This window comes from Dyella sp. CR10, assembly GCF_055814425.1.
On sequence record NZ_CP185986.1, the window covers coordinates 1,763,102 to 1,786,859 of the forward strand.

The 23,758-nt window shown below is 65.5% G+C and carries 24 protein-coding genes; 16 read left to right on the forward strand and 8 right to left on the reverse strand.

Annotated features, from left to right (window positions below):
- Window positions 1–114 precede the first annotated feature (114 nt).
- The 5 genes from ACNR9O_RS08140 (at window position 115) to ACNR9O_RS08160 (ending at window position 6,754) form a co-directional block, all read left to right on the forward strand.
- Window positions 115–912 carry an SDR family NAD(P)-dependent oxidoreductase gene (locus ACNR9O_RS08140; RefSeq protein WP_473681709.1) on the forward strand — a complete coding sequence of 266 codons (798 nt, stop codon included), beginning with the start codon at window positions 115–117 and terminating at the stop codon, window positions 910–912.
- Window positions 913–921: 9 nt separating this feature from the next.
- Window positions 922–1,986: an HlyD family secretion protein gene (locus ACNR9O_RS08145; protein ID WP_473681707.1), complete on the forward strand. Its 1,065-nt coding sequence runs from the start codon at window positions 922–924 to the stop codon at window positions 1,984–1,986.
- Window positions 1,983–3,521: a DHA2 family efflux MFS transporter permease subunit gene (locus ACNR9O_RS08150; protein ID WP_473681705.1), complete on the forward strand. Its 1,539-nt coding sequence runs from the start codon at window positions 1,983–1,985 to the stop codon at window positions 3,519–3,521. The genes ACNR9O_RS08145 and ACNR9O_RS08150 overlap by 4 nt, the downstream gene beginning before the upstream one ends.
- Before the next feature lie 4 nt (window positions 3,522–3,525).
- Window positions 3,526–4,962 (forward strand): efflux transporter outer membrane subunit, encoded by a 1,437-nt coding sequence (locus ACNR9O_RS08155; RefSeq protein WP_473681703.1) that lies wholly within the window; start codon window positions 3,526–3,528, stop codon window positions 4,960–4,962.
- A 163-nt stretch (window positions 4,963–5,125) separates the two neighbouring features.
- Entirely contained in the window at window positions 5,126–6,754 is a 1,629-nt protein-coding gene (locus ACNR9O_RS08160) for a hypothetical protein (RefSeq protein ID WP_473681701.1), read from the forward strand.
- Between the two features lie 39 nt (window positions 6,755–6,793).
- Here the strand turns inward: ACNR9O_RS08160 and ACNR9O_RS08165 are convergent, their stop codons facing one another.
- Both ACNR9O_RS08165 and ACNR9O_RS08170 read right to left on the reverse strand, forming a co-directional pair.
- Window positions 6,794–7,366 carry a hypothetical protein gene (locus tag ACNR9O_RS08165; RefSeq protein ID WP_473681699.1) on the reverse strand — a complete coding sequence of 191 codons (573 nt, stop codon included), beginning with the start codon at window positions 7,364–7,366 and terminating at the stop codon, window positions 6,794–6,796.
- A 2-nt stretch (window positions 7,367–7,368) separates the two neighbouring features.
- Window positions 7,369–7,803, reverse strand: coding sequence for a lysozyme inhibitor LprI family protein (locus ACNR9O_RS08170; protein WP_473681697.1), 435 nt, complete (start codon window positions 7,801–7,803; stop codon window positions 7,369–7,371).
- 269 nt (window positions 7,804–8,072) lie between these two features.
- On the opposite strand from ACNR9O_RS08170, the gene ACNR9O_RS08175 reads away from it, so the two are divergent.
- The 3 genes from ACNR9O_RS08175 to ACNR9O_RS08185 all read left to right on the forward strand — a co-directional run bounded on the left by ACNR9O_RS08175 (window position 8,073) and on the right by ACNR9O_RS08185 (window position 9,663).
- Window positions 8,073–8,261 carry a CsbD family protein gene (locus tag ACNR9O_RS08175; RefSeq protein WP_473681695.1) on the forward strand — a complete coding sequence of 63 codons (189 nt, stop codon included), beginning with the start codon at window positions 8,073–8,075 and terminating at the stop codon, window positions 8,259–8,261.
- Between the two features lie 125 nt (window positions 8,262–8,386).
- Complete coding sequence (locus ACNR9O_RS08180; RefSeq protein WP_473681693.1) at window positions 8,387–9,172, forward strand: hypothetical protein; 786 nt, start codon at window positions 8,387–8,389, stop codon at window positions 9,170–9,172.
- Between the two features lie 11 nt (window positions 9,173–9,183).
- Window positions 9,184–9,663, forward strand: coding sequence for a hypothetical protein (locus ACNR9O_RS08185; protein WP_473681691.1), 480 nt, complete (start codon window positions 9,184–9,186; stop codon window positions 9,661–9,663).
- A 13-nt stretch (window positions 9,664–9,676) separates the two neighbouring features.
- On the opposite strand, the gene ACNR9O_RS08190 is transcribed toward ACNR9O_RS08185, so the two are convergent.
- From ACNR9O_RS08190 to ACNR9O_RS08205, 4 genes are all read right to left on the reverse strand, one after another.
- Window positions 9,677–11,746 (reverse strand): IgaA/UmoB family intracellular growth attenuator, encoded by a 2,070-nt coding sequence (locus ACNR9O_RS08190; protein ID WP_473681689.1) that lies wholly within the window; start codon window positions 11,744–11,746, stop codon window positions 9,677–9,679.
- Between the two features lie 40 nt (window positions 11,747–11,786).
- The gene (locus ACNR9O_RS08195; protein WP_473681687.1) at window positions 11,787–12,200 is read right to left on the reverse strand and encodes a hypothetical protein; all 414 of its coding nucleotides are present in this window, start codon (window positions 12,198–12,200) and stop codon (window positions 11,787–11,789) included.
- Between the two features lie 15 nt (window positions 12,201–12,215).
- Window positions 12,216–12,686 carry a hypothetical protein gene (locus tag ACNR9O_RS08200; RefSeq protein WP_473681685.1) on the reverse strand — a complete coding sequence of 157 codons (471 nt, stop codon included), beginning with the start codon at window positions 12,684–12,686 and terminating at the stop codon, window positions 12,216–12,218.
- Between the two features lie 71 nt (window positions 12,687–12,757).
- The gene (locus tag ACNR9O_RS08205; protein WP_473681683.1) at window positions 12,758–13,222 is read right to left on the reverse strand and encodes a DUF3828 domain-containing protein; all 465 of its coding nucleotides are present in this window, start codon (window positions 13,220–13,222) and stop codon (window positions 12,758–12,760) included.
- A 191-nt stretch (window positions 13,223–13,413) separates the two neighbouring features.
- Between ACNR9O_RS08205 and ACNR9O_RS08210 the strand changes: the two genes are divergently transcribed.
- From ACNR9O_RS08210 to ACNR9O_RS08235, 6 genes are all read left to right on the forward strand, one after another.
- Window positions 13,414–13,977 (forward strand): hypothetical protein, encoded by a 564-nt coding sequence (locus tag ACNR9O_RS08210; protein ID WP_473681681.1) that lies wholly within the window; start codon window positions 13,414–13,416, stop codon window positions 13,975–13,977.
- A gap of 32 nt (window positions 13,978–14,009) precedes the next feature.
- Window positions 14,010–14,495 carry a DUF6630 family protein gene (locus ACNR9O_RS08215; protein WP_473681679.1) on the forward strand — a complete coding sequence of 162 codons (486 nt, stop codon included), beginning with the start codon at window positions 14,010–14,012 and terminating at the stop codon, window positions 14,493–14,495.
- Window positions 14,496–14,510: 15 nt separating this feature from the next.
- The gene (locus ACNR9O_RS08220) at window positions 14,511–14,858 is read left to right on the forward strand and encodes a hypothetical protein (protein ID WP_473681677.1); all 348 of its coding nucleotides are present in this window, start codon (window positions 14,511–14,513) and stop codon (window positions 14,856–14,858) included.
- A gap of 37 nt (window positions 14,859–14,895) precedes the next feature.
- Window positions 14,896–16,161, forward strand: coding sequence for a hypothetical protein (locus ACNR9O_RS08225; protein WP_473681675.1), 1,266 nt, complete (start codon window positions 14,896–14,898; stop codon window positions 16,159–16,161).
- Between the two features lie 85 nt (window positions 16,162–16,246).
- Window positions 16,247–17,152: a lysozyme inhibitor LprI family protein gene (locus ACNR9O_RS08230; RefSeq protein ID WP_473681673.1), complete on the forward strand. Its 906-nt coding sequence runs from the start codon at window positions 16,247–16,249 to the stop codon at window positions 17,150–17,152.
- An 11-nt stretch (window positions 17,153–17,163) separates the two neighbouring features.
- A complete protein-coding gene (locus ACNR9O_RS08235; RefSeq protein ID WP_473681671.1) occupies window positions 17,164–17,556 on the forward strand; it encodes a hypothetical protein in 393 nt (130 codons plus the stop codon).
- A 21-nt stretch (window positions 17,557–17,577) separates the two neighbouring features.
- On the opposite strand, the gene ACNR9O_RS08240 is transcribed toward ACNR9O_RS08235, so the two are convergent.
- Entirely contained in the window at window positions 17,578–18,279 is a 702-nt protein-coding gene (locus ACNR9O_RS08240; RefSeq protein WP_473681669.1) for a hypothetical protein, read from the reverse strand.
- Window positions 18,272–18,766, reverse strand: coding sequence for a hypothetical protein (locus ACNR9O_RS08245; RefSeq protein ID WP_473681667.1), 495 nt, complete (start codon window positions 18,764–18,766; stop codon window positions 18,272–18,274). Before ACNR9O_RS08245 ends, ACNR9O_RS08240 begins: the two co-directional genes overlap by 8 nt.
- A gap of 511 nt (window positions 18,767–19,277) precedes the next feature.
- On the opposite strand from ACNR9O_RS08245, the gene ACNR9O_RS08250 reads away from it, so the two are divergent.
- Both ACNR9O_RS08250 and ACNR9O_RS08255 read left to right on the forward strand, forming a co-directional pair.
- Window positions 19,278–21,062: a M4 family metallopeptidase gene (locus ACNR9O_RS08250; protein ID WP_473681665.1), complete on the forward strand. Its 1,785-nt coding sequence runs from the start codon at window positions 19,278–19,280 to the stop codon at window positions 21,060–21,062.
- Window positions 21,063–21,343: 281 nt separating this feature from the next.
- Window positions 21,344–23,758, forward strand: coding sequence for a ligand-binding sensor domain-containing protein (locus tag ACNR9O_RS08255; RefSeq protein WP_473681663.1), 2,415 nt, complete (start codon window positions 21,344–21,346; stop codon window positions 23,756–23,758).

Here is a 23,758-nt window from a genome sequence, read left to right on the forward strand (position 1 = left end):
GCGGGATCCTCGATGGCCTAAAAAGTGGCATATGTGACATTTAAGCCTACGCCCGCCGGCCTTACAAATGCGTTGTGGCGACGGCACCCCGCCGGCGCATGCGGAGACAAGACCATGTCCAAGCAAGACCAAGGCACCGCCTTGATCACCGGCGCCTCCACCGGCATCGGTGCCATCTATGCCGATCGTCTGGCCCGCCGCGGGCACGATCTGATCCTGGTGGCGCGCAATCGCGAGCGCCTCGATCAGCTCGCGCGCCGCCTGACCGACGAGACGGGCCGTTCCGTGCAGGTGTTCCAGGCCGACCTGGCCGATCCGGCCGAACTGGCCGGGGTGGAGCGCCTGCTGCGCACCGATCGCAGCATCTCGATGCTGGTCAACAACGCCGGTATCGGCGCGGTGGCGCCGCTGCTGGAATCCGACGTGGCGCGCATGAGCGAGATGATCGCGCTCAACGTCGACGCGCTGACGCGCCTGACCTATGCCGTCGTGCCCGGTTTCGTCGAACGGAGCAGCGGTGCCGTGATCAACATCGCCTCGGTCGTCGGCGTGGCGCCGGAAATGCTCAACGGCGTGTATGGCGCCAGCAAGGCCTACGTGCTCGCCTTCACCCGTTCGCTGCATCACGAGCTGGCTTCGCAGGGCGTGCGTGTGCAGGCCGTGTTGCCAGGCGCGACGGCGACGGAGTTCTGGAGTCTCTCCGGCCGTCCGGTGAGCCATCTGCCCGCGTCGATCGTGATGTCGGCCGAGGCCATGGTGGATGCCGCGCTGGCCGGTTTCGACCAGGGCGAAGTCTTCACCGTGCCCTCTCTGCCGGATGCGCGCGACTGGGCCGCCTATGAGGCCGCCCGCGACAAGCTGCTGCCGAACCTGTCGCGCGCCGAACCCGCGTCGCGCTATCTCGCTGCCTGAGCCTGCGTCATGTCCGCTATCACTGAAGACCTCCCGGTCGGCCGGCGCCGCTCGCAAGTGCTCAAGCCGCTGATCGGGGCGATCGCCGGCATCGGCATCGCCGTGTACGGCCTGCACTGGTGGAATACGGGGCGTTTTATCGAAACCACCGACGATGCCTATGTCGGCGGCGACACCACGGTCATCGGCGCCAAGGTGCCCGGTTTCATCGAGGCGGTGGCGGTGGCGGACAACCAATCCGTGCGCCGTGGCGATCTGCTGGTGAAGATCGACGATCGCGACTACCGCGCCGCTGCCGCCAAGGCGGACGCCGCGGTGGCCGCGCAGCAGGCTGCACTGGGCAACCTGGACGCGCAGAAGCATTTGCAGGAGAGCGTGATCGCCCAGGCGCAGGCCGCACTGGCCGGCGCGAGCGCCGAAGCGAAGCGCTCCAGGCTGGACGACGCGCGTTATCGCGAGCTGGCCGGCCGCGCCGCGGTGTCGATCGAAAGCGCCCAGCGTGCCGAGGCCACCTTCGCCACCGCGGCAGCCGCCACACAGCGCGCCGCCGCGGCGGTACAGGCGGCGCAGCGCCAGCTGGAAGTGATCGACACCCAGCGTCACCAGGCCGAGGCCGCCTTGATGCAGGCCAGGGCCGAAGCGGAACTGGCAAAGCTCAATCTGTCGTATACCGAGTTGCGCGCGCCGGTGGATGGCGCGGTCGGCAACCGGCGTGCCCGCGTCGGCGCCTACGCCGCGGCGGGCAGCCAGCTGGTGGCGGTGGTGCCGGCGCACGGCCTGTGGATCGATGCCAATTTCAAGGAGGATCAGCTCAAGCGCATGCGCGTCGGCCAGGTGGTGGACGTGCGCGCGGACATCCTGCCCGATCGCGTGTTCAAGGGGCACGTCGCCAGCCTGGCGCCGGCGACCGGCGCGCAGTTCAGCGTGCTGCCGCCGGAGAACGCCACCGGCAACTTCACCAAGATCGTCCAGCGCGTGCCGGTACGCGTCGTGCTGGATGGCGCCGATGGCGATCTGGGCCTGCTGCGCCCGGGCCTGTCGGTCACCGCGCGCATCGACACCAAGGCGCCATGAGCCCCGTCGCCCACCTCAGTCCCGGGCAGAAGGTCTTCGCCTTCGCCAGCATGTGCCTGGGCATGTTCATTGCACTGCTGGATATCCAGATCGTGTCCGCCTCGCTGCGCGATATCGGCGGCGGTCTGTCGGCCGGCGCCGACGATGTGGCGTGGATCCAGACCGCCTACCTGATTGCCGAGATCGTGGTGATTCCGCTGTCGGGCTGGCTGTCGCGGGTGTTTTCCACGCGCTGGCTGTTCGCGGCCTCGGCGGCGGGATTCACTCTCACCAGCCTGCTGTGCGGTGTGGCGTGGGATATCCAGAGCATGATCGTGTTCCGCGCGGCGCAGGGTTTCCTGGGCGGTTCGATGATCCCGCTGGTGTTCACGACGGCCTTCGTGTTCTTCGACGGCAAGCAGCGCGTGATCGCCGCCGCGACCATCGGCGCGATCGCCTCGCTGGCGCCCACGCTCGGGCCGACGCTGGGCGGCTGGATCACCGATCACTATTCCTGGCACTGGCTGTTCTTCATCAATCTGGTGCCGGGCATGTTCGTCACGCTCGCCGTGCCGATGCTGGTGAAGATCGACGAGCCGGATCTTGCGCTGCTCAAGAACGGCGACTGGATCGGCATCGCGTTGATCGCCTTTTTCCTTGGCTGCCTTGAGTACACGCTGGAAGAGGGGCCGCGCTGGAACTGGCTGGAAGACGACACGATCCGCACCACGGCATGGATCAGCCTGGTTGCCGGCGTGCTGTTCGTGTGGCGCGGACTGGCCGCAGCGCACCCGGTGGTCGATCTTCGCGCCCTCAAGGATCGCAACTTCGCGCTGGGCTGCTTCTTCTCCTTCGTCACCGGCATCGGCCTGTTCGCGACCATCTATCTCACCCCGCTGTTTCTCGGGCGAGTGGAGGGCTACAGCGCGCTCCAGATCGGCAAGGCGGTGTTTTCCACCGGCGTGTTCCAGATCCTCACCATTCCGTTGTATGCCTTTCTGGCCAACCGCGTGGACCTGCGCTGGCTGCTGATGCTCGGGCTGGCCTTGTTTGCCGCGTCGATGTTCGAGTTCACCCCGATCACGCACGACTGGAGCAGCGCCGAGCTGTTGCTGCCGCAGGCGCTGCGCGGCATGGGCCAGCAGCTGGCGGTACCGCCGACCGTGACGCTCACCCTGGGCGGATTGCCGCCGGCGCGGCTCAAGCTGGCCTCGGGCCTGTTCAACCTGATGCGCAACCTCGGTGGCGCGATGGGCATCGCCGGCTGCGCCACCCTTCTCAACGATCGCGCCAACCTGCATTTCTTCCGCATGGCCGAGCACCTGACCCCGGCAAACGAAGCGATGAACGCAAGGTGGGGCGACCTGTCCGGCGCCACCGATGCGTCGCGCGCGGCGCTGCGGCAGTTGTGGCTGCTGACTTTCCGCGAGGCGCAGACGCTGACCTACGCCGACGCTTTCTTCTGCATCATGCTGTGCTTCGCCATCGCCACCGTGATGGTGCCGCTGATGCGCAAGGTGCAGCCCCCGACCGGACCTTCTGCCGATGCGCACTAGTTGGATGTCCTCTTTGCTTGTCCTTGGTCTGGCCGGTTGCACTGCCGGCGCCGACTACATCAAGCCAGCCTTGCCTGCGCCGCAGGCGTTTCATGAGCAGGGTGTTCCCGTCGCTTCGGCGAGCAGCCCGCCGCCCGCGCTGGATCGCTGGTGGACGGGGTTCGGCGATCCGGAGCTCGTGCGCATCATCGAGCGCGTGCTTGCGCAGAATCTCGATCTGGCCGCATCGGCCGCCCGCGTGGAGCAGGCGCGTGCCGCCATGCGCCATGCTCAGTCCGAGCGCTTGCCACAAGGCGCGCTGGACGGAAGTGTCTCGCGTCTGCGCACCTCCGAACGCAATGCGTTCGGCAAGGTCGCCAGCGCGCTCCCGGGTTACGAGCGCGACCAGACCTTGCGTGACATCGGCGCCGGCGCGAGCTGGGAGCTGGACCTCGCCGGCGGCTTGCGTCGCCAGGCGGAAGCGGCGAACGACGAGTACGAGGCGGCCGAAGCCACGCATGCCGGCGTGCGCATCTCGCTCGCGGCCGAGGCGGCGGACGCGTATTTCCGCGTACGTGGCGCTCAGGCGCGCCTGGCGATTGCCGAGGACCAGATCCGCAACGAACAAGGTCTGCTCGAGCTGGTGCAGTTGCGCGAGGAGCGTGGCCTGGGTACCGCGCGCGAAACGGCGCAGGCCCAGGCGCTGCTGCTGCAGGCGCAGGCCACCGTGCCGCCATTGAAGATCGAACGCGATACGCAGCTCCATCGTCTGGATGTGTTGATGGGCGCAGCGCCAGGTACCTACGCCACCGAAATCGCGCCCGCTGCCGGGCCCTTCGCGATCCCTTCCGTGGGTACCGCCGAAGGCCCTGCATCGCTGTTGCGTCGCCGTCCCGACGTGATCGCCGCCGAACGCCGCCTCGCCGCCAGCCATGCACGCATCGGTGCCGCGCTGGCGCAGTACTACCCGTCATTCTCGCTGTCGGCCTTGCTGGGCTTCAGCTCGCTCGGCGGCGGCAAGGTGTTCGCCGATCGGGCCTTCCAGGCTGGCGGGGCGCTCGGGCTGCACTGGCGTCTGTTCGATTTCGGGCGAGTGGATGCGGAAGTCCAGGCGGCGAAGGGCGCCAACGCCGAGGCGCTCGCCGACTACCGCGGCGCGATGCTGCACGCGACGGAAGATGTGGAAAACGCACTGGTCGGCCTGGTCCAGCTCGAGGCGCGCCATGGTCTGCTGAGCGACGAAGTGGCCGCGCACATCAAGGCGCGCGATGCCGCGCAGGATGCCTATCGCGGCGGCGCGGTGAGCCTGATCGAAGTGCTGGACGAAGACCGCCAGCTGCTGGCCGCCCGCGACCAGCTGGCCAGCACGCATGCCGATCAGGCGCGCATGGCGGTCGCCGCGTTCCGTGCGCTGGGCGGTGGCTGGGATGCGCCGGAGGAGCCGGTGGCGTCGCTGCGCTGAGGGCGCTTGCGGATACAGGTGTCCCGAAAAACCTAAAGTTCTCGATTTGGCCGCCGATAGGGATCCAATCGGCGATCAGGTTGTGACTGCGCAGATCAGGTCGTTGCTGCTGTCTGCCAGCCGCGCCGCCTGATCCATCGGGCCGCAAGGCCATCGCTCCGGAATGGCTGCCTTCCTGCAACGGATGCTTTCCATGGAAAAAGAGGATTTTCTTTCTTATCAGCTGGAGCTGGAAAAGCTCATGGCGGCCCGCCAGGAACAGCTTTCTTCCCGAATCCAGGCCTTGGACCGGGAACACGCCAGCCGCGCGGATGCCTTGCTTCGGGAACTTAATGATGCACGGCTGGAGATCATCAACACCAAGCAGTCCTTGACGGCGGATCTGGAGAAGTCGAAGGCGGAAATCGCCGAAGTGGCGGTCGACCGTACCCTCAAGCTCTTTGCCGAGGCCAAGGGGATCGTGCAGACGGCAGCTTTGTGCCTCATTCCCATCGTCTTCGGCGCGGGCTATCTGGCCTACAGTTCGCTGAAGTCGACGACGACGATGTTTGTCGATTCGAAGGTGAAGGAGTGGCTCTCGCTTTCCACGACGGATTCACCGGTGAAGATGGCACTGGAGGATCTACGTACGCAGACGGTGCTGGATGCCTTGACGGTGAAGCTGGCTCGCCAGGAGGCGGAGGGGCGAAGATCGCGGTTTTCCTTCGGCGAGTTTGCGCAGGACGAGATCCGCAGGCTGCATCAAATACTGCTGAACCCGGCATCGACGCGGCCAAGTTTCATCGACGCGGCAAAGTTGATCGCTGCGTCAAGAGAGGGTCTGGCTGGGATAAACGTCGATCCAGACATGGCCAATACCGTCAACGTCATTCTTTCCGGCAAGGACTTCGATAACGAACGGAAGAGTGACCTGTTCGACATATGGTGGAAAGACCGGGTATTTACGCCGCAGAGCATCGCGATACTTGACGGCGGCCCATCCAGGGCAGGTGAGGCTTGGTCATTGTTGGCGTTCAAGAACCTGGAGCGCAACGCTTCCGGCTTGGCGACGTCTCATGCGTCCGCCTTGCTCGCAGGCCAAAGCGAAGCATTGCAGTTGGAGGCAGCTGATTATCTGGCTGGTGCCGATCCGCTCCATGCCGGTTTGGCCAATTGGATGGAGCGCTATCGAGCGGCTCATCCGGATAAATATCCGGCGATCCAGGCAGCCTTGGCGTCGAATGCGTCTTCCTACCTGAGCAAGCATCACGACGTGAACGTTATGGAAGCATCTTCCGCTCGCCTTTTTGCTGCTATTCAAGCGGGCGCCAGGCTTCGGTTGATGGCGTGGGGCATGGGTGAAAACGTGCGCTGGGAAAAACAAGTCAAGGATTTTACTTACGCCGGTAACATCAATGATATGCGTGCGTACTTTGAGAACGATGGCCTGCTGACAGGCACGTTACGTCGTGCCGGCCATGATGTGCCCATGCTGGCCGGGCTGGTGTCGGCCATGGAGGTGCTGGATGGAGAGCAACCACTGGCAACTATCGAGATGTCGCTGGGCGAAAATTCGGCCCTGCTGCTGGAGAAGCCTGCAGGGGCGTTGCATAAGGCCGATGCGGTGGGACCGGTCCGGCTCCATGCGGTGAGCGCTGGCAAGCTCATGGCTACCTGGCGTCAGCCTAATGGCGAGTATGTATCGTCCGCCGTCACTGGCGGGCAGTTCGGCGATGCCACCTATAGCTACGCCTATGATCGATACAAGGTGGGACAGATCGATTTGCGCAGGGTTAACGAATACTTCCAGTAGGCTGGTAAGGCCTGTCTCGTTCCTGATGCTGTTCGGACGCTATAGTGCGTATTCATTGTTCAGCCGCATGCGCCGCAGGCTCGCCAGCCACTTAAGCGCGAAGCGTCCGGAGTCAATGCCGTCTCGTGCCTTGGCATCGCGAACCATTTGGGTCAGCGGGTCATCGTCGATCGCCATCGAGAACTCGTTCTGCAGCAAGGCGGCCAATCCCGCGACGGACTTTGCGTCTGCCGTTGGATCGGCGATGACGGCTGTCGCGTTGTCGACGAAGCCCTTGTCCAGATAGGCCGCTGTGGCGGCCAGCTGCGGCGAGGTCCAGCTGCCCATGCGCAGCCGGTTCCATAGCGCATCCATCGCCGGTTCGGTATGGAAGCCATCCGCCATGGCCATGCATGCCAGCAGATGCAGTCGCCATTCGTGGTGCGAAAACACGCGGCAGATATCCCGTTCGACGGTGTTGGCGGGATGGCAGGCAAGGGCAGCGCGAAGCCGTTTCACCGCATCCGCCGTATCGGGCTGGCTCAGATGCAGGAACAGCAGGTACGGCGCTACGGGCAGCTTGCAAGGCCTGCCTTCGAACACGCCGTCCTGGAAAAAGACCAGATCGTCCATGCTCATTCGCCGCCGTTGGACGCGATGATGCCTTCGAGCAGCTCGGCACGGTCCGCCAGCGACTGCAGCAGATAGCCGGAGCTGACGATGTAGACCACCTGGCCGTTGTGGCCGCCGCGTTCCTGCAGCAGATGGTAGGTCTCGTCGCGCGCCTGCACCCAAGCCTTCTGCGCCTTGTCGAGCTGCGCGATGCCTTCCGGATCGTCGGTCCACAGCTTGACGATCTTGTTGTAGGCCTGGTTGATGCGCTGCTTCAGTCGCTTGATCTCCGCCTCGTCGCAGGCCGCGGGGGCGGACTGGTCATAGAAGCCGGGCGAACCGGCCTTCGCGATGCAGGCGTCGTAAGTCTTCGAGAAACGGCCGGTCGCCTGTTCGGCGTGCGCGCTCGTGCCGGCGAAAGTCAGCCAGGCCAGCGCGGCGATGGTGAGAGGCTTCATGCGGTCCTTCCTGGACGTCTGGATCTGAGGCAGGGATTTCGCCCGAGTGCGAGGCCTATCGTCAAGTGGCCCTCGCAAACGGACGCAACCATGATCTTCGCATCGTCGTGGCTCATGCCATTTGCGCGTCTTTCTCACGGCGATAACGCTTGTGGCCGATCGCTTAACCGTGACTGTGGATCGAACTCGTGCATGCGCTGAATTTCACGATCGAGTTACGCGACGATTTCTAAAAACGCTTCGTCGCAATCCGCGGCACGGAGGATGTCATGGACAAGAATCGCATCGAAGGTACCAAGCACGAAGTCAAGGGCGCCATCAAAGAAGGCGTCGGCAAAGTCACCGGCAATCCGGTGAAGGAAGCCGCCGGCAAGATCGAAAAGAATGCCGGCAAGGTGCAGAAGGAAATCGGCAAGGAAAACGATCGCCAGCGCGATCAGGATCGTTATCGCGAATAATCGCGACGGGGAGGGCGGCCCTTGCGCCGCCTCTCCCCGGCGATGCCGGATGACGGCAGATGTGGCAGGCTTGGCGGTGCGGGACGCCCGATTCGCCGCACGACGAAACACACAGGGAAGTTGCCATGTCGCTCCACGAACTCTATGTCTTTCCCCGCCATTTCCACGGCGCCCGGCCCGACTGGGCAGCACTCGAACGCCGCTTGCTCAATGAAGCCATCCTGTTGCCGCCAGTGGGTGACAACATCCCTCGCCAGGATATCTACGGCCTGGTGCACCGCCTGTCGCCCACGGGGTTTCTGCCTCTGCATGAGGCGGGCCGGGTCGGCAGCATCGGCGAGCTGATCGAGCTGTACAAGAACGAAGGCGCGCTGCCCGGCACTGTGGCGATCACGGCTGACATGGGTGTGGCCGATATCCTCGCGACGTTGCGGGCGCACGACGTAAGCATGGATGAGCGCTGGCTCAACGACGGCCGGCGTCACCGGCTGGGGCCGGGCGCGCGCGAGCTGTTCGCCAGTGCGCGGCACTGGGAAGAAAATCACCGGGAATTCGCCATCACGCTACAGCAGTTCGACGACATGCCCACGGTCACGGCGGGCGAGAACCTTCAGCCGCCCTTGTCGCCAAGCACTGGCGAGCCGCTGGACGAGCTGGCGCCGTTCGGCAGCCACCTCGATTTCATTGGCGCGGTTTATGAGGATCCGACTGCGACCTGGACGGATCCGCTTACAGGTCTGCCGCATTACATCCTCGACCTGGATTGGGGCCGGAGCCTTGGCATGGGCTATCGCGCCGTGAGGCTCGAGTACGGCCTCGGTTCGGGTGACGAAGTGTTCTATGCACGCTTCACCGAGCGGCTTTCGCAGTGGATCGGCGAGCCCATGGTGATGGCTTACCTGCATCTGTGAACCCAACCGCCGTGCGCGCTCGCCGAATCGTTCTTTGCTCGATTTTCCTGTCCGCCGCGGTGGCGTCGGTCGTTCATGCGGGCGGCGCGCCCGAGCAAACGTTGCAAGGTTGCTGGCGCGGCGAGCGCACGGTGCTTCACTACGAAGACGGCACGACCAGCGAAACCGGCGCGCATTGCGTCGTGCGCTACGGCGAGCGTCGCTATCTCACCGTTTGCGCCGATCCTTCGGGCCGCGGCGCGGATGCGCGCATGGAAGGGCGCTACGAGCAGATCGGCGATGGCACCTACATCGCCACGCTGACCCGCCATACCCGTTCCCCCCAGCTGGTGGGGCAGCGCAGCACCGTGCATTTCCATCTTGCCGGCGACCGCCTGCTCACCACGGTCTATCCGCCGCGCAAGCCGGGCATGAAACAGATCGTGGCGGTGGAGACGAGTTCAGTGCGCATGCCCGACGACAGACCTTCGCTGCGTTGCCCCATGCTGTGAAACGGCGGGCGCGCTAGTCCAACTGATCCTTTACGTAGGCTTCCACGGCCATGCGCCGCGCCTCACGCCTGTGCTGCATGCGCCACAACGCAAGGCCGTTCAACGACAGGCATAGCAGGGCAAGTGCACCAATCAGCAAGGGCGCGAGGGTATCCACCAGACGGTACGGGCGGGCTTCTTCGCGCACGATCAGGACGGGAGGCCCGGTACCGCTGTCGCTCAGCAAGGCAACCGTGCCTTCGAACCAGAACTCCAGGCCCATCAGGCCGGAGAGTGCGTCCTCGCGTGCTTGTTCGGTCAAGCTGCCAGGCATGATGTCGCTTTCGGTTTGCAGCACCAATGCAGGCGGTGCGGCGGCGCTGGCCTTGCGCCACAACGCCAGTCGGGCCTGCCGGATGGCCGGCGCGAGCAGCTCGTCGAAACGATCCGTCAGCACGCGCGCGTCGTGCGGCGGTATGCGCACGTCCGGCATGGCATGGCCGTCGGCCTGGGCCTGCGCGACGGCGCCCGGCCAGTCGCCCTCGTGCCCCGCCAGCGCGGCGATGCTGTCGCGCAGCGAGGCGCACGCGTCGTCCTTGCGTTGTGCGCAGACGCGGTCCAGTTCGAGCAGGTGCTGCGCGAAGTCGTCCAGTCTGACCGGCAGGCCAGGCATGTCCAGCAGGGCCAGGGTGGCCTCCTGCCGGGGATCGCCGTTGTGCAGCCGCGGCGATGGCGGGAGATCGGCCCCGGGAAGAGGGCGGATCTTCTCGACGAAAGCCTGCAGGGCCTGCAGGTCGGCGGGCAGGCGATAGCTGCTCAAGTCGATCGGCTGCTCGCGCCAGCCGAGGCGGTGACAGTCGAGGGATGATCTGGCATTGCCCGCCGTGGCGGACTCCATGTCGTCGGCGTCCGCGGTCGGCAGGCAATCCGCCGTGCCGCTGAGGACGAGCCGGTCCCACGGGCGCGGCTGCTGCGCGAGTAACGCCGTGGGCGTCGATGCTTCCAGCGTTCGCACATGCAGGATGGCTGCGGCGCGGCTGAGCGTGCGGTCCAGCGGCCAGGCGGCTTGCAGCGACAGCATCAGCATCGCGGTGGCCGCTGTCAGCAGCGCGAGATGCCAGCCCCAGCGTTGCACGGGAAAGCGCCGTCGCTCTTCGTACAGCGAGAGGCGATCGTGTCGCACGACTTCGTGGTTGAGGTCGAGGTCGACCTCGCAGGCCTGTCCATCGCGTCCGGCCAGATGAGGGAGCCAGTGCGCCGGATAGCGCACTTCCATTCCGCCGATCCGTGCCTGATGCCAGGGCGCTGGCTTGCCGCGTCCATCCGAGGCATCGAGCACGAGCATGCCGCGCAGCGTGCGGATCTGCGCCGGCCTGGGCGCGGGCCGGGCAAGGCGCAGATAAAGCAGGATCGCACCGCAGACCATGCAAGCCAGTGCTGGTATGGCGAGGAACGTCTGGTCGCTGGGCTGCAGCGCGGGAACGATAGCCAACGCTACGCCGCCCAGGCCGAGCAACAACGCCCAGCCGCTCGCCGATCCTGCCCAGGCGACGCGCAAGGCGGCCTCGGCGGATGTCTCCTGGCGGCTGGCGCCCAATGTGGCTGGCGACGCCTCACCGTCTTCGCCGGCCGGTTCCAATGCCACGCCACTGCGCGCGTGGCGCAGCCGTGCGTCCATGCGCATCTGGCGCACTTGCTCGGCAGCGACTGCCGGAAGGGCGGCATGATTAAGGCGCAGCGGAAGCGCCGCGCGAGAGCCGAGCACGACCTCGCAGACATTATGGGGAGCAATGAAGGTCTCCCAGTCACGAAAGGGCTTTATCTCCACGCTGCCGATCAAGTAGTGCAAGATCGGCTGGCCGTTCATGACGAGCTGGTGCTCGTAGGCGACGCCTTCGATCCGAAAGACGGGCGCATCGATCGCGACGTCGACGCCGAACGCCGCCCGCACCGCTTCGCGCTCCGCCTCGGTGATCCGGCGCACGGGCTGGGCATGCCGGCGCAGACCGCGCAGTTCCATCCTGCTCCCGACGCGCCGCGCGACATAGGCAAGCAGGCTCGCCAGCGCCACGCAGATCGCGAAGATGCTTCCTGTCAGTCCCATGTACTTCTCCCTGGCGCACCCGTCGGCGCAGGCCTGTTTCTCAGTCCTTGCGCATGCCGCAGCTGGCGATCTGGCGGCCAGGCGTCACGGCGTCTTTCCAGCCGGGCTCCTCGCGGCGGTCGTAGGCTTCGCGCGATGGATAGCCGTTCACTGTCCACGACCACTCGCTGTAGTACTTCAGCTCCACCACCTCGAGGCCGCAGGCCTTGTCGCCGCCTTCCAGCGCTACCGCGAGGCGGGGCTTTGCGCCGTCTTCCTGTGCGATGCGGCGGTAGCGCACCGGGCCGCAGCGAAAGAAGCTCGCATGCCATTCCAGCGTGCGTTCGCGCAGATACAGGCCGCCGAAACAGGCGCGGCCCTCGCCTTTGTAGACGCCGACGAACGGGTTTGGCGCGGCGAGAGCGCTGGTGCTCGACAAAGCGAGCGCGAGGAGGGTGAGTCGAAAACGGTGCATGCTCGGAACGGCCGGTCAGCAGCGCCGCCGCTCGGTGGCGCGCTCGGCGTACACGCCGATGTCCGTGCACAGCGCCAGGATGCGCGCCGTATCGTCCCGCCCCACGGCGAACGCATAGATGTTGTCGTCGAAACGATCCCGCCACAGCAGCAGCTCATAGCCATGTCCGGCCAGCACGCTATCCATCCATCGGAAATAGTCGGCTGAGGAGAAATCCATTTTGTTGGCGTGATGAGGGAAGGGCGGCAATGGCTCCTGGAAGTCGGCGATGATCTTGTCGTGGAGTTCGTCGATCTTGTCGCTCCAGGCGATCCAGTCGTCCAGCTGCACGCGGATCAGGAACTGCAGACGATCGTTTTCCTCTTCGACAAAGGCCAGATCCGGGTCGTCCATGTCGGCGCGCACCGCCGCCGCGCAGGTCTGCGCGTCCTCGCCCTGGAGGTCGCCACAGGTCAACAGGGAAATCAGTTCGGCGAGCTTGTCCATCGTTATCGCGGTCGTCCGTGTAATGCGTGGGTGTCGAGGTCAGTCATGGGCTTTATATGGACAGGGGCGATTCACGGATAACCTCGCGTGTCGTCCACCTTGACGATCTTCCAGCGGCCGCCTTCCCAGCGCAGGAACACCACCACGCTTCCCGGCTGCGTCTCGCCGAACCGTACCGGCACGACGGCGACGTCGCCGAGCAGGGCGGCTGGGCGCGCGTCGACATGCGTGGGCCAGTCGCGCTGATAGTCCTGCACTTTCAGGAAATAGTCGGCGTCGCCCGGCAGGTCTTCGCGGCGGTAGGCGTCGCGCAGGCCATTGACCGTCCGCTCGGCGACATGGGCGCGGATGCCGTCGTCGAGCAGCGGGAAGCCGCCTTTGGCATCCTTGGCGAAGTACCACGCGTAGAACGCGCGCACCGCGGCTTCGGGCGAGGCGGCCTCGCGGGCGGAAACGGTCAAGGCCGCCAGGGCGAGGGCGGTGATCGCCAGCAGGCGGAACAGACGGCCGGGGCCGGGGAAACGGTAAGCATCCATGCCTGGGTTCCTGACATGCCAACCGGCGGTTGCCGGCATGGCCGAAACGATTAGTGTGATCGAGCGAGATTGCGCAGTAAACGTTTACCTGTCAATCTGCGCGGCGCCTTCCCGGCAGCCCTTGCGGTGCAAGCCTGGCGCAAGAAAAATGCAGCCCATCCCACGCCCATGAATCAAGGAGGAGCAGGGCAGTGAACCGGTCTGTGCACGCGCTGCCGAATCTCGGTGTGCGCGCCGCTCTTACCTCGCAGGAACGCTCGGCCGTCCAGGTGTTCTGGTCGTCGAAACAGGGCGTGCGCGACGTGCTCACCATCGGCTCGACGCTGGTCGCCTTTGCGGCGTTCTTCCTGCTGGTCATTGGCCTGCTTCACGCATTCACCGGGCAGCATCGCGACAGCGAGGGCTGGGTGTTTCTCGCGCTCGGCCTGGGGCTGCTCCTGGTGGCGTTGCCGCTGCTCTGGCTGGTATGGCGCAACAGCCGCCGCGTCGCCGCCGACCTGGCGCTGGGCGAGAAAATCCTCATCGATGGCGTAGTGCGCGACCGGGCCTGCTCGTGCAGCCGCGGCCTGTGCAGCTACGCGATACGCGTCGTGGCATCGTCGGGCAAGGGGCCCGGCCGCTTCGCCGTGCCCGAGCGCGTATTCAAGGGTCTGAGCGAGGGCGAGACCGTGCGCTGCGCCTATCTGCCCGCTTCGCGCATGCTGCTCGCGCTCGATACGGCCCGGCTGTCCTACGCGCTGGGCGACCCCGCCTGACTCCTTCCCCACCCGATCCACAAGGATGTCCCATGGACCATTTGAACGAACTGATCCACTTGCTGAGCCGCCGCGAACTGTCCGGCGAGAACCTGGAAGCCTGTGTCGATGCCGTGCGTAACGCCGACGCCAACGACGATTACGACTGGCTGGATGAGGGCCACGAACGCCAGCAGTACGCGGTAGTGGCCGAGCTTACCGACTGGGTCGCCGTCGGCGACAAGGTCGATGAACTGCATGAGGTAATTACCGACATCGTCTTCGATCATCCGCTGCCGCCGTTTCCCTATCACGACAACAACGAGGATTTCCCGCCGCCGGCGTACTTCCGCTGGGTGGACGAGCAGCTGGCGGCCAGTGGCGAGGGCTACGAGCTGGTGTTGTGGGATCACGGCTACGACGACAATCTCAACGTGCTGGTGGTGCGGCGCGAAGACACGCCGCGTATCCTCGCCTTGGCCGGGACGCTCGACTTTCCGGTCGTGCGCGCGACGGATGCGTTTGCGTTTTCCGCCTGAGTCGAGGCTACGCGCATGACCGAGCCGCCGTCTCTTCCGCCTGAAGCGTCGCCAGATGTGCCGCCCGTTCCGCCGGTGGGCGCGCGGCAAGTCATCGCCTTCCTGGTGATCCTCGCGTTGCCGCTGGCCGTGGGCATCTTGCAGGACGGCGTGTGGCGCTTGCCCCATGGCGTCTACGGCGGCATCGGCCTGGGCATGATGCTGCCGTTCTTGCTGCTCAACCTGGTGGTGGACCTGGGCGTGGTGGCCGGCATCACGACGGCGATGGCGGCCTTGGGGCGGTTCCGCGGGAAGCTGGTGTTCGGCTTGTTCGCCTATGCCTTGGGTATGAGCGCGGTGGCTTTTTTCGGAGTGATCGACTGATGCGCGGTTCGAGATGCTGGACGATGGAGGCGGTTCGATGAGCGACAGCAGGCGCATGCCCGGGCTGGATGAGGTCCCGCCGAAGTCATTCTTCAAGCGCTACGGGTTTGGTCTCATCCTGAGCGGGGCCCTGACGGCGCTGCTGTTGTGGCTGGACATGGAAGTGGTGACCCATCCGGACATGGGCTATGGCGGGATCGCGCTGGCACTCGTGGCGATCTTCGTCGGAGGGCCCTTGGCCGTGGCGCTGCTGATTACCTGGTCGGTGTACATGATCCGCTCGCGCGGCAATCTGCCCGGCAAGGCGCATCTGTTGATGTTCGTGCCGCCGCTGCTGTCGCTGTTCGTCATCCCGCTGGCCGACGATATCCGGACGTCGGATGCCGAGCGTTTTCGGGATGTTCATCCGGCGATGACGGAAATCCACGTCAATCTGAGCGGCAAGCCGCTGTGGCTGGCGCCGGATGTCCTGGCATCGATGGGGTCCACCACCTCGATCGAGATGCCGATGAAGCCTGCGCCCTGGGCGAGCTTCGCGAGCTTCACGCGCTACCCCGACAGCACGTCGTTGAGTTCGGGTGCGTTTCCTTATGACGGCGTCCGGCTGCGCGACGGCGTCAGCACGTACACCTATGGGACTGGCGAGACGAACGGGCAGGCCAACGCCAACGGGCGCAGCGTGCCTCTGGTGCGTTTGCCTTATCCGGATCTCCGGCCGTTGGCGTCCTTCCAGGATCAGGGCGTGCCGGTGGTGCATCAGTACTTTCACTATGGCGATCGCGTGGAGGTGGCCCCGACGTTGAGTCCACCGGTGTCCGACGAGGAGCTGCGCGGCAAGGTGCCCAACCTGGTGCGCTTCTATCTTTCCCGTCGCCTGCCGCCCGCCATCGCGCGGCTTGAAGTGAATGGGCAGGCGCTGGCCATGGGCGCCGAAGGCCCGATCGAAGCGGATGCCTCATGCAGGCATGCCTATGCGTCCGCCGGCTACGCCCTGGCGGACCTGGGCCGCGCGCTGAAGTTGCGCTGGCAGACGCTGGACAATCCATGGCAATGGCACGAGGCGAGCCTCACGCTGCCGGCACTGCCCGCGCCGCCGCGCGGCACGCCCACATCGCTCCCGAGCGTGCTGCTGTACTTCCCCGGCGGCGATCGTGTGTCGGTGGAGCGTTTCCAGATGTGGCGGCTCGAGGATGGCCGGAGCGGGCTGCAGGCCACGGGCCTCCCGGCCGATGTACAGGCCGATCAGGTCTGCGGCAGCGCCGCGGATGCCTACGGTCCGCAGGTCGTCACGTTGCCGCACTAGCGGCGTGGCATAAGAAGGGCGATTCGCGATGCAGACAGTCGGCTTTTTCAGGCCCCGCCATTTCCCGTCGGGTGCGATGCGCCTCATGGCCGCGTGGCTGCTATGCGCAGCACCCTTGGCGGCTTTCGCCGCCAGCTTCGATTGCGCCAAGGCCGGCCAGCCGGTGGAGCGCGCGATCTGCGCAGACCCGAAACTTTCCATGCTGGACGAATCACTCGATAAGGCCTATCGCGCCGCGCTGGCTCGGCCCGACGACGGCACCGGTCGACTGCCTGCCGAGCAGCGCGCATGGCTTTCGCGGCGCGCCCCGGACGGGCAGGTGCTGGATACGGCGAGCCTCATCGCTCTCTACCAGGGGCGCATCGACCAGTTGAAGGCGCTGCCGGCATTTCCCGCGCCGGATCAGCCCGTCGAAGAACCGGTGATCGAGCTGACCAAGGTCTCGCCGACGTACGACTTCAGCTTGCGCTTGATGGATGTCTGCGAGTCGACGTTCGACAGCAGTCCCTGCCGTCGCGGCCAGCTACTGGTGCGTCGCAAAGGGCAGTCCACGCCGATCCAGCACATCGATCTGCCCAAGGTGTCGCTGGAGCCGCAGATCGTGATCGGCGATTTCAATTTCGACGGGCAGGAGGACTTCGCCATCAAGAACGGCGACACCGGCAGCTACAACAGCCCCAGCTACGACGTATTCCTGTTCGACGCCGGCCACCGGCGCTTCGTCTACAACGAACCGCTGACGACGCTGATTGCGCAGACCATGGGCATGTTCGCCATCGACCCGGCCAGGAAGCGGATCCAGACCGACAACAAGGGCGGCTGCTGTCATCACGAGACGACCACTTACAGGATCGTGCGCGACCGGCCCGAGCCCGTCGCCGTGCACAGCGAAACGCTCGTTGCGGATGGCACCAGGCTGGAAATCGTCGATGAGACGATCGTCAACGGGCGCTGGCAGACGCGCCGGCGCTACGAGGCGGTCAAGCCCTGACCCTGGAGCCCATGAATATCAGAGACCCGCTTCTGCTCGATCAGATCCTGGCCAGGCATGGCCTGCCGGAAGGCCGCGAGATCGACTGCTTCGGCACGCTGGATGACCCGTCGGACTTCGTCTATTTCAAGATTTATTCGGATCGGCTGCGGATACAGCTTCACCGTGTCCTTTCGGGTGTCGCCGCTTTCGATTTCCACTTCGTGCTTCGCCGCGATGAGGATGGCGTGGTCGTCGAGCGCATCGTTCATTCCGTCGAGGGCGGCAATAAACGCATCCGCGCGGCACTGGGCGAGGCCTACGCCAAGACCAGCATCGGCATGCCCTTCACCGATCTGTCGGAGGACGAGGAAGCGTGGGTGGCGATGGCGCTGCGGACCTTCCGCAAATACCGGATGACGTGACTCGCTGTTGCGAGCCGGCCATCACGCCGGGCGCGGAAGCATGTCCTGAAGCAGGGCAAACAGAACGTGTTGGTTGGACAGGCGATTCTCGTTGATGGAGAGCTGGCGCTCGGCGCTCGCCACATGCAGCGTGCGCACGTGAACGCCCTGGTCGTTCTCGCTGGCGAAGCGGATCTCGACGATGGCGCGTAGCGGCAGGCTGTCCTTGGGGAAGTGAAGCGCCTCGCGATCCAGGGCGACGCCTTTGCCGAAATCGATCTTCCCGCCACGCGCCAACGTGGCCTTTGCCTGCGCGTATAGGTGAGGAAAGGTGCGTTCGAGCAGCAGCGCGTTCCAGTCCTGGTCGTTGATCCAGATATCCCAGCGCAGCAGCTGGCGGGGGCCTTTGGCCAGCGTGATGCGCGTGGCTTCCGAGCTGGCATCGCAGACGATGCCCGTCATCTGGTCATAGGGGTACGACACGCCGTCAAGCACCATCGCCTGCTCGCCGAATGCCAGCTGCCTGGGCCCGAAGGCGTACGAGCACAGCGTCGGCAGTTGCCCCAGCAGCATCAGGAGCAGCAAGACGCAGAACACCTGTATGGACGTGGGCAGCGCGTTCAGTCCATGAAGCAGGCCATAAGCGGCGATGGCGCCCGAGCCCAGCGCACCGGCCAGGGCGATCAGCAGGGCCTTGCGCGGCAGGCGGCGCTCGCCGACGAGCGGCGCGACAGCGTCAGCCATGACGGTCGCCTTGGCGTGCCGCCGTGGCGTACAGGTCGCACAGGCGCAGATAGTCGTCGCTGGTGATGGTCAGCCATTTGGCGTTGACCATGTACGACTTCTCCCGGGCGCTATCGCGCAGCGTGATGATGGCGCTGGTTTTCATGAAGCCGTAGCGGTTTTCGTGCCAGGTGTTCTCGGTCACGTTCGCCCACGGCACGAGCTTGTCGCCATCTTTGCGCGCAAGGCGGATGCCTTCCTTGGAGAGCACCAGGATGGGCTGCGTGCGGTATTTCCAGTGCTTGAAGACGCCGAAGGACGCCAGCAGCAGGATCGCCGCGGCGATCAGGGGCCATGTCAGGCCATGTTTCGCATAGGAGACGCCGCCGATCAGCGCCGCGGCGACGACATAGGTCAGCAGGCTCAGGCACATCTTCGGTGCCGAGGTGAAGATCTCGCGGGGTTGTTCCAGGGAGAGGGCGGCTGCTTCGCCGAGATAGACGGCCATGCGCTTACATCCTTGTCGTGTGGCTCGGGGCCGGGCGGCTTTGCGGCCCTTCAATGGGCGGCACGGGATTATAGGAATAAATGCGCGATCGGGCGATGTTTGAAACGCCGCACCGCAAGTAATCACATACCTAAACAAGCGCGCTCATCGCATCGCAAGATTGATGACAGGGTTCGCACTTCTTTGCGTAAACCGCAGGTTGTCACGTTTTATTGACCAACCCGCATGATAGCGTCCCCGGGCCGCCTGCTAGGGGCGTGGCGGCATTTCAAGCAATTCAAGCAACTCGTTTTGCACAGAAGCGCATCGCCGGTGCGGCGTAGGTTCTTGCCCTTTTCTCGGGGGCAGGAGTGGGGACGGCTTGCTTCTTAATCATCGTTTTCGCAAGCACATGTTCCTGTTTGGGGAGTGTTTTGACGCTGCCCGGTGGTTTCCCATAACCCTTTGGAGAACACCGCAAATGAATAGTGCAAAGATGGGGCATAAGCGTGCATGTCTGTGGATCGCCGTCATGGGGATGATCGGCGTTACCAGCGTGCATGCGGCAGAAATGAAGCATCTGAACGCGCAGAGCCTGGGCGCCACGCCCAACAACCAGCTCGCCGCGAAACTGGGGCTCAGCGCCGATAACACCTTCGTGGCGCGCCAGGCATCCAAGACGGTGCGCGGCACGCAGGTCGTGCGCATGCAGCAGTACTACAAGGGCGTGCCCGTGTATGGCCGCAGCATCGCGGTCGAGCAGGACGCCGGCGGCAACGCGCTGACGGCTGACGGCAGCCTGCTGCAGAACGCGCAGGTCGATCTGAGTTCGGTGACGCCGAAGCTGAGCACCGGCCAGGCACTGTCCGCGCTGCGCGCCACCAAGGGCTTCCTTGCCACCACGGCGCAGGCGCCGCGCAACGAGCGCGCCGACCTGTACGTGTATCCGGATCAGAGCGGCCGCGCGCGCCTGGTCTACCTGACCTCGTACGTCGTCGACGGCCCGAACCCGACGCGCCCCACGGCGATCGTCGATGCCAACACCGGACAGGTCATCAAGCAGTGGGAAGGCCTGACCAACGCCGACGCGACCGGCCCGGGCGGCAACACCAAAACCGGCAAGTACACCTACGGCACGGATTACCCGTACCTCAACGTGACCCAGTCCGGCAGCACCTGCACGTTCCAGAACGCGAACGTGAAGACCTACAACATGAATCACGCCACCAGCGGCTCGGGCACGCTGTGGAGCTTCACTTGCTCCAACAGCGACGAGGCGGACGTCAACGGCGCTTATGCGCCGATCAATGACGCCCACCACTTCGGCGGCGTCGTGCACGATCTTTACCAGAGCTGGTTCGGCGCGCCGCCGCTCAACCAGGTGCTGGTGATGAAGGTGCACTACGGCAACAGCTACGAGAACGCGTTCTGGGACGGCAGCTCGATGACCTTCGGCGACGGCGCCAGCACTTTCTACCCGCTGGTGTCGCTGGACGTGACCGGCCATGAAATCAGCCATGGCTTCACCGAGCAGCACTCCAACCTGGAGTACAGCGGTCAGTCCGGTGGCATGAACGAGGCTTTCTCGGACATGGCCGGCGAAGCGGCGGAGTATTTCGACCGCAACGGCAACAACGACTGGCTGGTGGGCGCGGAGATCTTCAAGTCCTCCAGCGGCGCGCTACGCTACATGTGCAACCCGACCCAGGACGGCGCCTCGATCGACAACGCGGCCAACTACTACGACGGCCTGGATGTCCACTACTCGAGCGGCGTCTACAACAAGGCGTTCTGCGTGCTGGCCAAGACCACCGGCTGGAACACCAGGAAGGCGTTCGAAGTGTTCGAAGGCGCCAACGCGGTGTACTGGACCGCAACCTCCGACTACAAGGACGGCGCCTGCGGCGTCGAGAAGGCGGCCGTGGACAAGGGTTACACCAAGGCCGACGTGACCGCGGCATTCACCGCCGTGGGCGTGAGCTGCTCGGGCGGCGGCGGTGGCGGCACGGCGTTGCAGAACGGCGTGGCGGTGACCGGCCTGTCCGGCGCTTCGGGCAGTGCGCTTAACTACACGGTCGCGATCCCGGCCGGTGCGCGCAACCTGAAGATCGCCATCTCCGGCGGCAGCGGCGACGCGGACCTGTACGTGAAGTTCGGCTCCGCGCCGACCACGTCCAGCTACAACTGCCGTCCGTACCTGACCGGCAACAACGAGAGCTGCAGCTTCGCCACCCCGTCCACCGGCACGTACTACGTGATGGTGCGCGGTTACAGCTCGTTCTCGGGTGCATCGATCAAGGCGACCTGGACGCCTTGATCGACGTCGCGATCTCGCTGCCGCCGTGGCGGCGAGTGATGCGATGAGGTGAGTCGAAGAGCCGGCGGGCGCGATGCGTCCGCCGGCTTTTGTGCTGACTGGAAGCAAGATTGATCCATTCAACGGGCGCCGGCCGACGGGGCAGGCTGCGCCGTGTCTCATCTTGCCTTGAAGCGCATGCCCCATAGGGCCATGCGCGCGCCGCGCACGGCTACAATCGCCCCGATTTCAAGCCGCTGCCGCATGGCCGCTTCCCCCGCGCACTTGTCAGGCACGTCCTCATGTCGCTCCACCCTGGCAAGCCGACGTCATCGACGATGATCCGCTCGCTCGTTTTCGCTATCGCCCCCTGCTGCCGGAAGCGCCAAGGCCGCCGGCTGGCGACCCTGCTGTTCGTCGGGCTCTTCCTGCTGGTAACGAGCCCTTGGGTTTGGGCGGATTCCATCTTCGACCATCGCGTGGGCGTGCGGGTATACAGCAGCGACGACGGCCTGCCGCAGTCGCACGTCAATGCGATCATCCAGGCCCGCGACGGTTATCTGTGGGTCGGCACCTTCGGTGGCCTGGCGCGTTTCGACGGCACGACCTTCACCCTTTTTCATGGCCGCAGCCGACCGGGTGCGGGATATGCCGAGGGCCCGGCCAGCGACCGCGTCACCGCGCTGCTCGAAGACCGCGACGGGCGTCTGTGGATCGGCACCGAGGATGCGGGGCTCAGCGTGCGTGACCGCGCTGGTTTCCGGCAGCTGCCGGCGTGTGCCGGGAGCTGCCAGGTCAACGCGATGCTGCAGGGGGGCGACGGCGCCATCTGGATCGCCAGCACCGCGGGTCTTCTGAAGGTCGATCCGGCGAGCGGCGAGGTGCGTTGGAGGGAACACTCCAGTCCGGTCGGCTACGTCCAGCTTGCCATGGGGCGAACGGGTACGCTGTTCGTCGGCGGCAGCGATGGTCTGCACTGGCTCGATGGCGGCGAACTTCGACGGATCGTCTTGCCGGGCGGCGATCACACGGTCTGGCTGCTCAAGTGCGATGGCGATGGTTTGCTGGTCGGCACCGAGCGGGAGCTGTACCGGTATGTGCCGGCTGCGCAATCCTGGCAGACACTCGGCGTGGCCCAGCCCAGGGCTGCCACCCAGGCGTCCAACGGTCGATGGTGGGTGGCGCAGGCCACCGGACACGTGCTCGTGCAGGATGGTCGTGGCGGATGGCAGGAAATGCCCGAGCTGTCCGTGCCCGGCGTCGGCAACCTGATGTGGGACCGCGAGGGCGATCTGTGGGCGGGCAGTGGCCACAACGGTTTGATCAAGGCGCGAACGCCGCTGTTCGGACTGGTGGCGGAGCCCCGGCTCGGCACGGCCATGGCCGGTCGCGCCATCGCTTCGGATGGAGGTGACGGGCTGTGGCTGGGCTCGGCCTGCGGTGGCCTCTATCACTGGGATCCCGATGGGCAGGCGCATGCCGTGCCGACCCAGGCCACGCTCGGCAGCACCTGCATCTTCAGCCTGCTGCTGGATCGCCAGGGTGTGTTGTGGGTAGGGACGGCCAACGGACAGCTCGGCCGCCTTGAGCGCGGCGAGCTGAGACTCGTCGAAGCCTGGCCGAGCAAGGAGTCGGTCAACATCTGGCAACGTGAGGATGGTGCCTACGTGGTCGCCACCGGCGGCTCGGTCTTCGTGCTCGATATCGACGCCAACGGGCGCATCACCGGCCGGCGACGCATCGAAGCCTTGCAGGGCATGCGCATCAACAGCGTCGTCAAAGCCCTGAAGGGCGGCTACTGGTATGTGGGAGATCATGGCGTCTGGCGCTTGCAGGACGAGCGCGTCGCCGAGCGCTGGACGGTCGACGCAGGGCTTTCGTCGCGGTTCGCGCGCGCGCTGTACGAGGACTCCGCCGGGACCTTGTGGATCGGCACCTATGGCGGCGGACTCGATCGCATCCGTGGCGGCAGGATTCAGAACTACAACCGCAACAACAGCCTGTTCGACGATACGGTGTCCTGCATCCAGGCCGACGAGCGCGGGCGCTTGTGGCTGGCGGGCAATCTCGGCGTGACCATGCTGCCCTCGCCGCAGCAGGCGGCCGGTTCGATCGAATCGGTGCGCTTCGCGGAGCGCGACGGCCTGATTCCCGCCGAGATCAACGGCGGCGGTTCGGCCGCCTGCCATCGGGACGGGCAGGGCAGGTTGTGGTTCTCCCTGGTGTCGGGATTTGGCGTGCTTGACCCTGGCAAGGTGTCCGCGCTCGATGCCGCGCCGCCCACGCCGCACGTGGAATACGCGGCAGTCAGCGGTCGCGCGCTGAACCTCGCCGGCCCGACGCTGATGCTCCCGCCGTTTTCGCGCAACCTGGAGATTCGCTACACGGCGGTCAATCTCGGGCGGCCACAAGAAACCTTGTTCCGCTTTCGCCTGGTCGGCGTGGACCGCGACTGGGTCGATGCCGGCCAAAACCGCAGCCTGCTCTATGCCACCGTGCCATGGGGCACACATCGGCTCGAAGTGCAGGCGCGCGTGATCGGCGGCGCCTGGGGCGCGGCGCCCGCGGTGCTGACTCTCGTCCATCCCCAGCCCTGGTATCAGCGGCCGTGGATCTGGACGCTGGTCACCTTGCTCGGCCTGCTCGTGCTGGTGGCCAGCGGTCGCCAGGATGGCGGCGGAATGTCGAGCGTGCGGCGTTTCCGCTCGCCTTCCTGA

Coding starts and splice junctions, on each gene's coding strand:
- ACNR9O_RS08140 (WP_473681709.1), top strand. CDS start 115: ATGTCCAAGCAAGACCAAGGCACCGCCTTGATCACCGGCGCCTCCACC.
- ACNR9O_RS08145 (WP_473681707.1), top strand. CDS start 922: ATGTCCGCTATCACTGAAGACCTCCCGGTCGGCCGGCGCCGCTCGCAA.
- ACNR9O_RS08150 (WP_473681705.1), top strand. CDS start 1,983: ATGAGCCCCGTCGCCCACCTCAGTCCCGGGCAGAAGGTCTTCGCCTTC.
- ACNR9O_RS08155 (WP_473681703.1), top strand. CDS start 3,526: ATGTCCTCTTTGCTTGTCCTTGGTCTGGCCGGTTGCACTGCCGGCGCC.
- ACNR9O_RS08160 (WP_473681701.1), top strand. CDS start 5,126: ATGGCTGCCTTCCTGCAACGGATGCTTTCCATGGAAAAAGAGGATTTT.
- ACNR9O_RS08165 (WP_473681699.1), bottom strand. CDS start 7,366: ATGGACGATCTGGTCTTTTTCCAGGACGGCGTGTTCGAAGGCAGGCCT.
- ACNR9O_RS08170 (WP_473681697.1), bottom strand. CDS start 7,803: ATGAAGCCTCTCACCATCGCCGCGCTGGCCTGGCTGACTTTCGCCGGC.
- ACNR9O_RS08175 (WP_473681695.1), top strand. CDS start 8,073: ATGGACAAGAATCGCATCGAAGGTACCAAGCACGAAGTCAAGGGCGCC.
- ACNR9O_RS08180 (WP_473681693.1), top strand. CDS start 8,387: ATGTCGCTCCACGAACTCTATGTCTTTCCCCGCCATTTCCACGGCGCC.
- ACNR9O_RS08190 (WP_473681689.1), bottom strand. CDS start 11,746: ATGGGACTGACAGGAAGCATCTTCGCGATCTGCGTGGCGCTGGCGAGC.
- ACNR9O_RS08195 (WP_473681687.1), bottom strand. CDS start 12,200: ATGCACCGTTTTCGACTCACCCTCCTCGCGCTCGCTTTGTCGAGCACC.
- ACNR9O_RS08200 (WP_473681685.1), bottom strand. CDS start 12,686: ATGGACAAGCTCGCCGAACTGATTTCCCTGTTGACCTGTGGCGACCTC.
- ACNR9O_RS08205 (WP_473681683.1), bottom strand. CDS start 13,222: ATGGATGCTTACCGTTTCCCCGGCCCCGGCCGTCTGTTCCGCCTGCTG.
- ACNR9O_RS08215 (WP_473681679.1), top strand. CDS start 14,010: ATGGACCATTTGAACGAACTGATCCACTTGCTGAGCCGCCGCGAACTG.
- ACNR9O_RS08220 (WP_473681677.1), top strand. CDS start 14,511: ATGACCGAGCCGCCGTCTCTTCCGCCTGAAGCGTCGCCAGATGTGCCG.
- ACNR9O_RS08225 (WP_473681675.1), top strand. CDS start 14,896: ATGAGCGACAGCAGGCGCATGCCCGGGCTGGATGAGGTCCCGCCGAAG.
- ACNR9O_RS08230 (WP_473681673.1), top strand. CDS start 16,247: ATGGCCGCGTGGCTGCTATGCGCAGCACCCTTGGCGGCTTTCGCCGCC.
- ACNR9O_RS08235 (WP_473681671.1), top strand. CDS start 17,164: ATGAATATCAGAGACCCGCTTCTGCTCGATCAGATCCTGGCCAGGCAT.
- ACNR9O_RS08240 (WP_473681669.1), bottom strand. CDS start 18,279: ATGGCTGACGCTGTCGCGCCGCTCGTCGGCGAGCGCCGCCTGCCGCGC.
- ACNR9O_RS08245 (WP_473681667.1), bottom strand. CDS start 18,766: ATGGCCGTCTATCTCGGCGAAGCAGCCGCCCTCTCCCTGGAACAACCC.
- ACNR9O_RS08250 (WP_473681665.1), top strand. CDS start 19,278: ATGGGGATGATCGGCGTTACCAGCGTGCATGCGGCAGAAATGAAGCAT.
- ACNR9O_RS08255 (WP_473681663.1), top strand. CDS start 21,344: ATGTCGCTCCACCCTGGCAAGCCGACGTCATCGACGATGATCCGCTCG.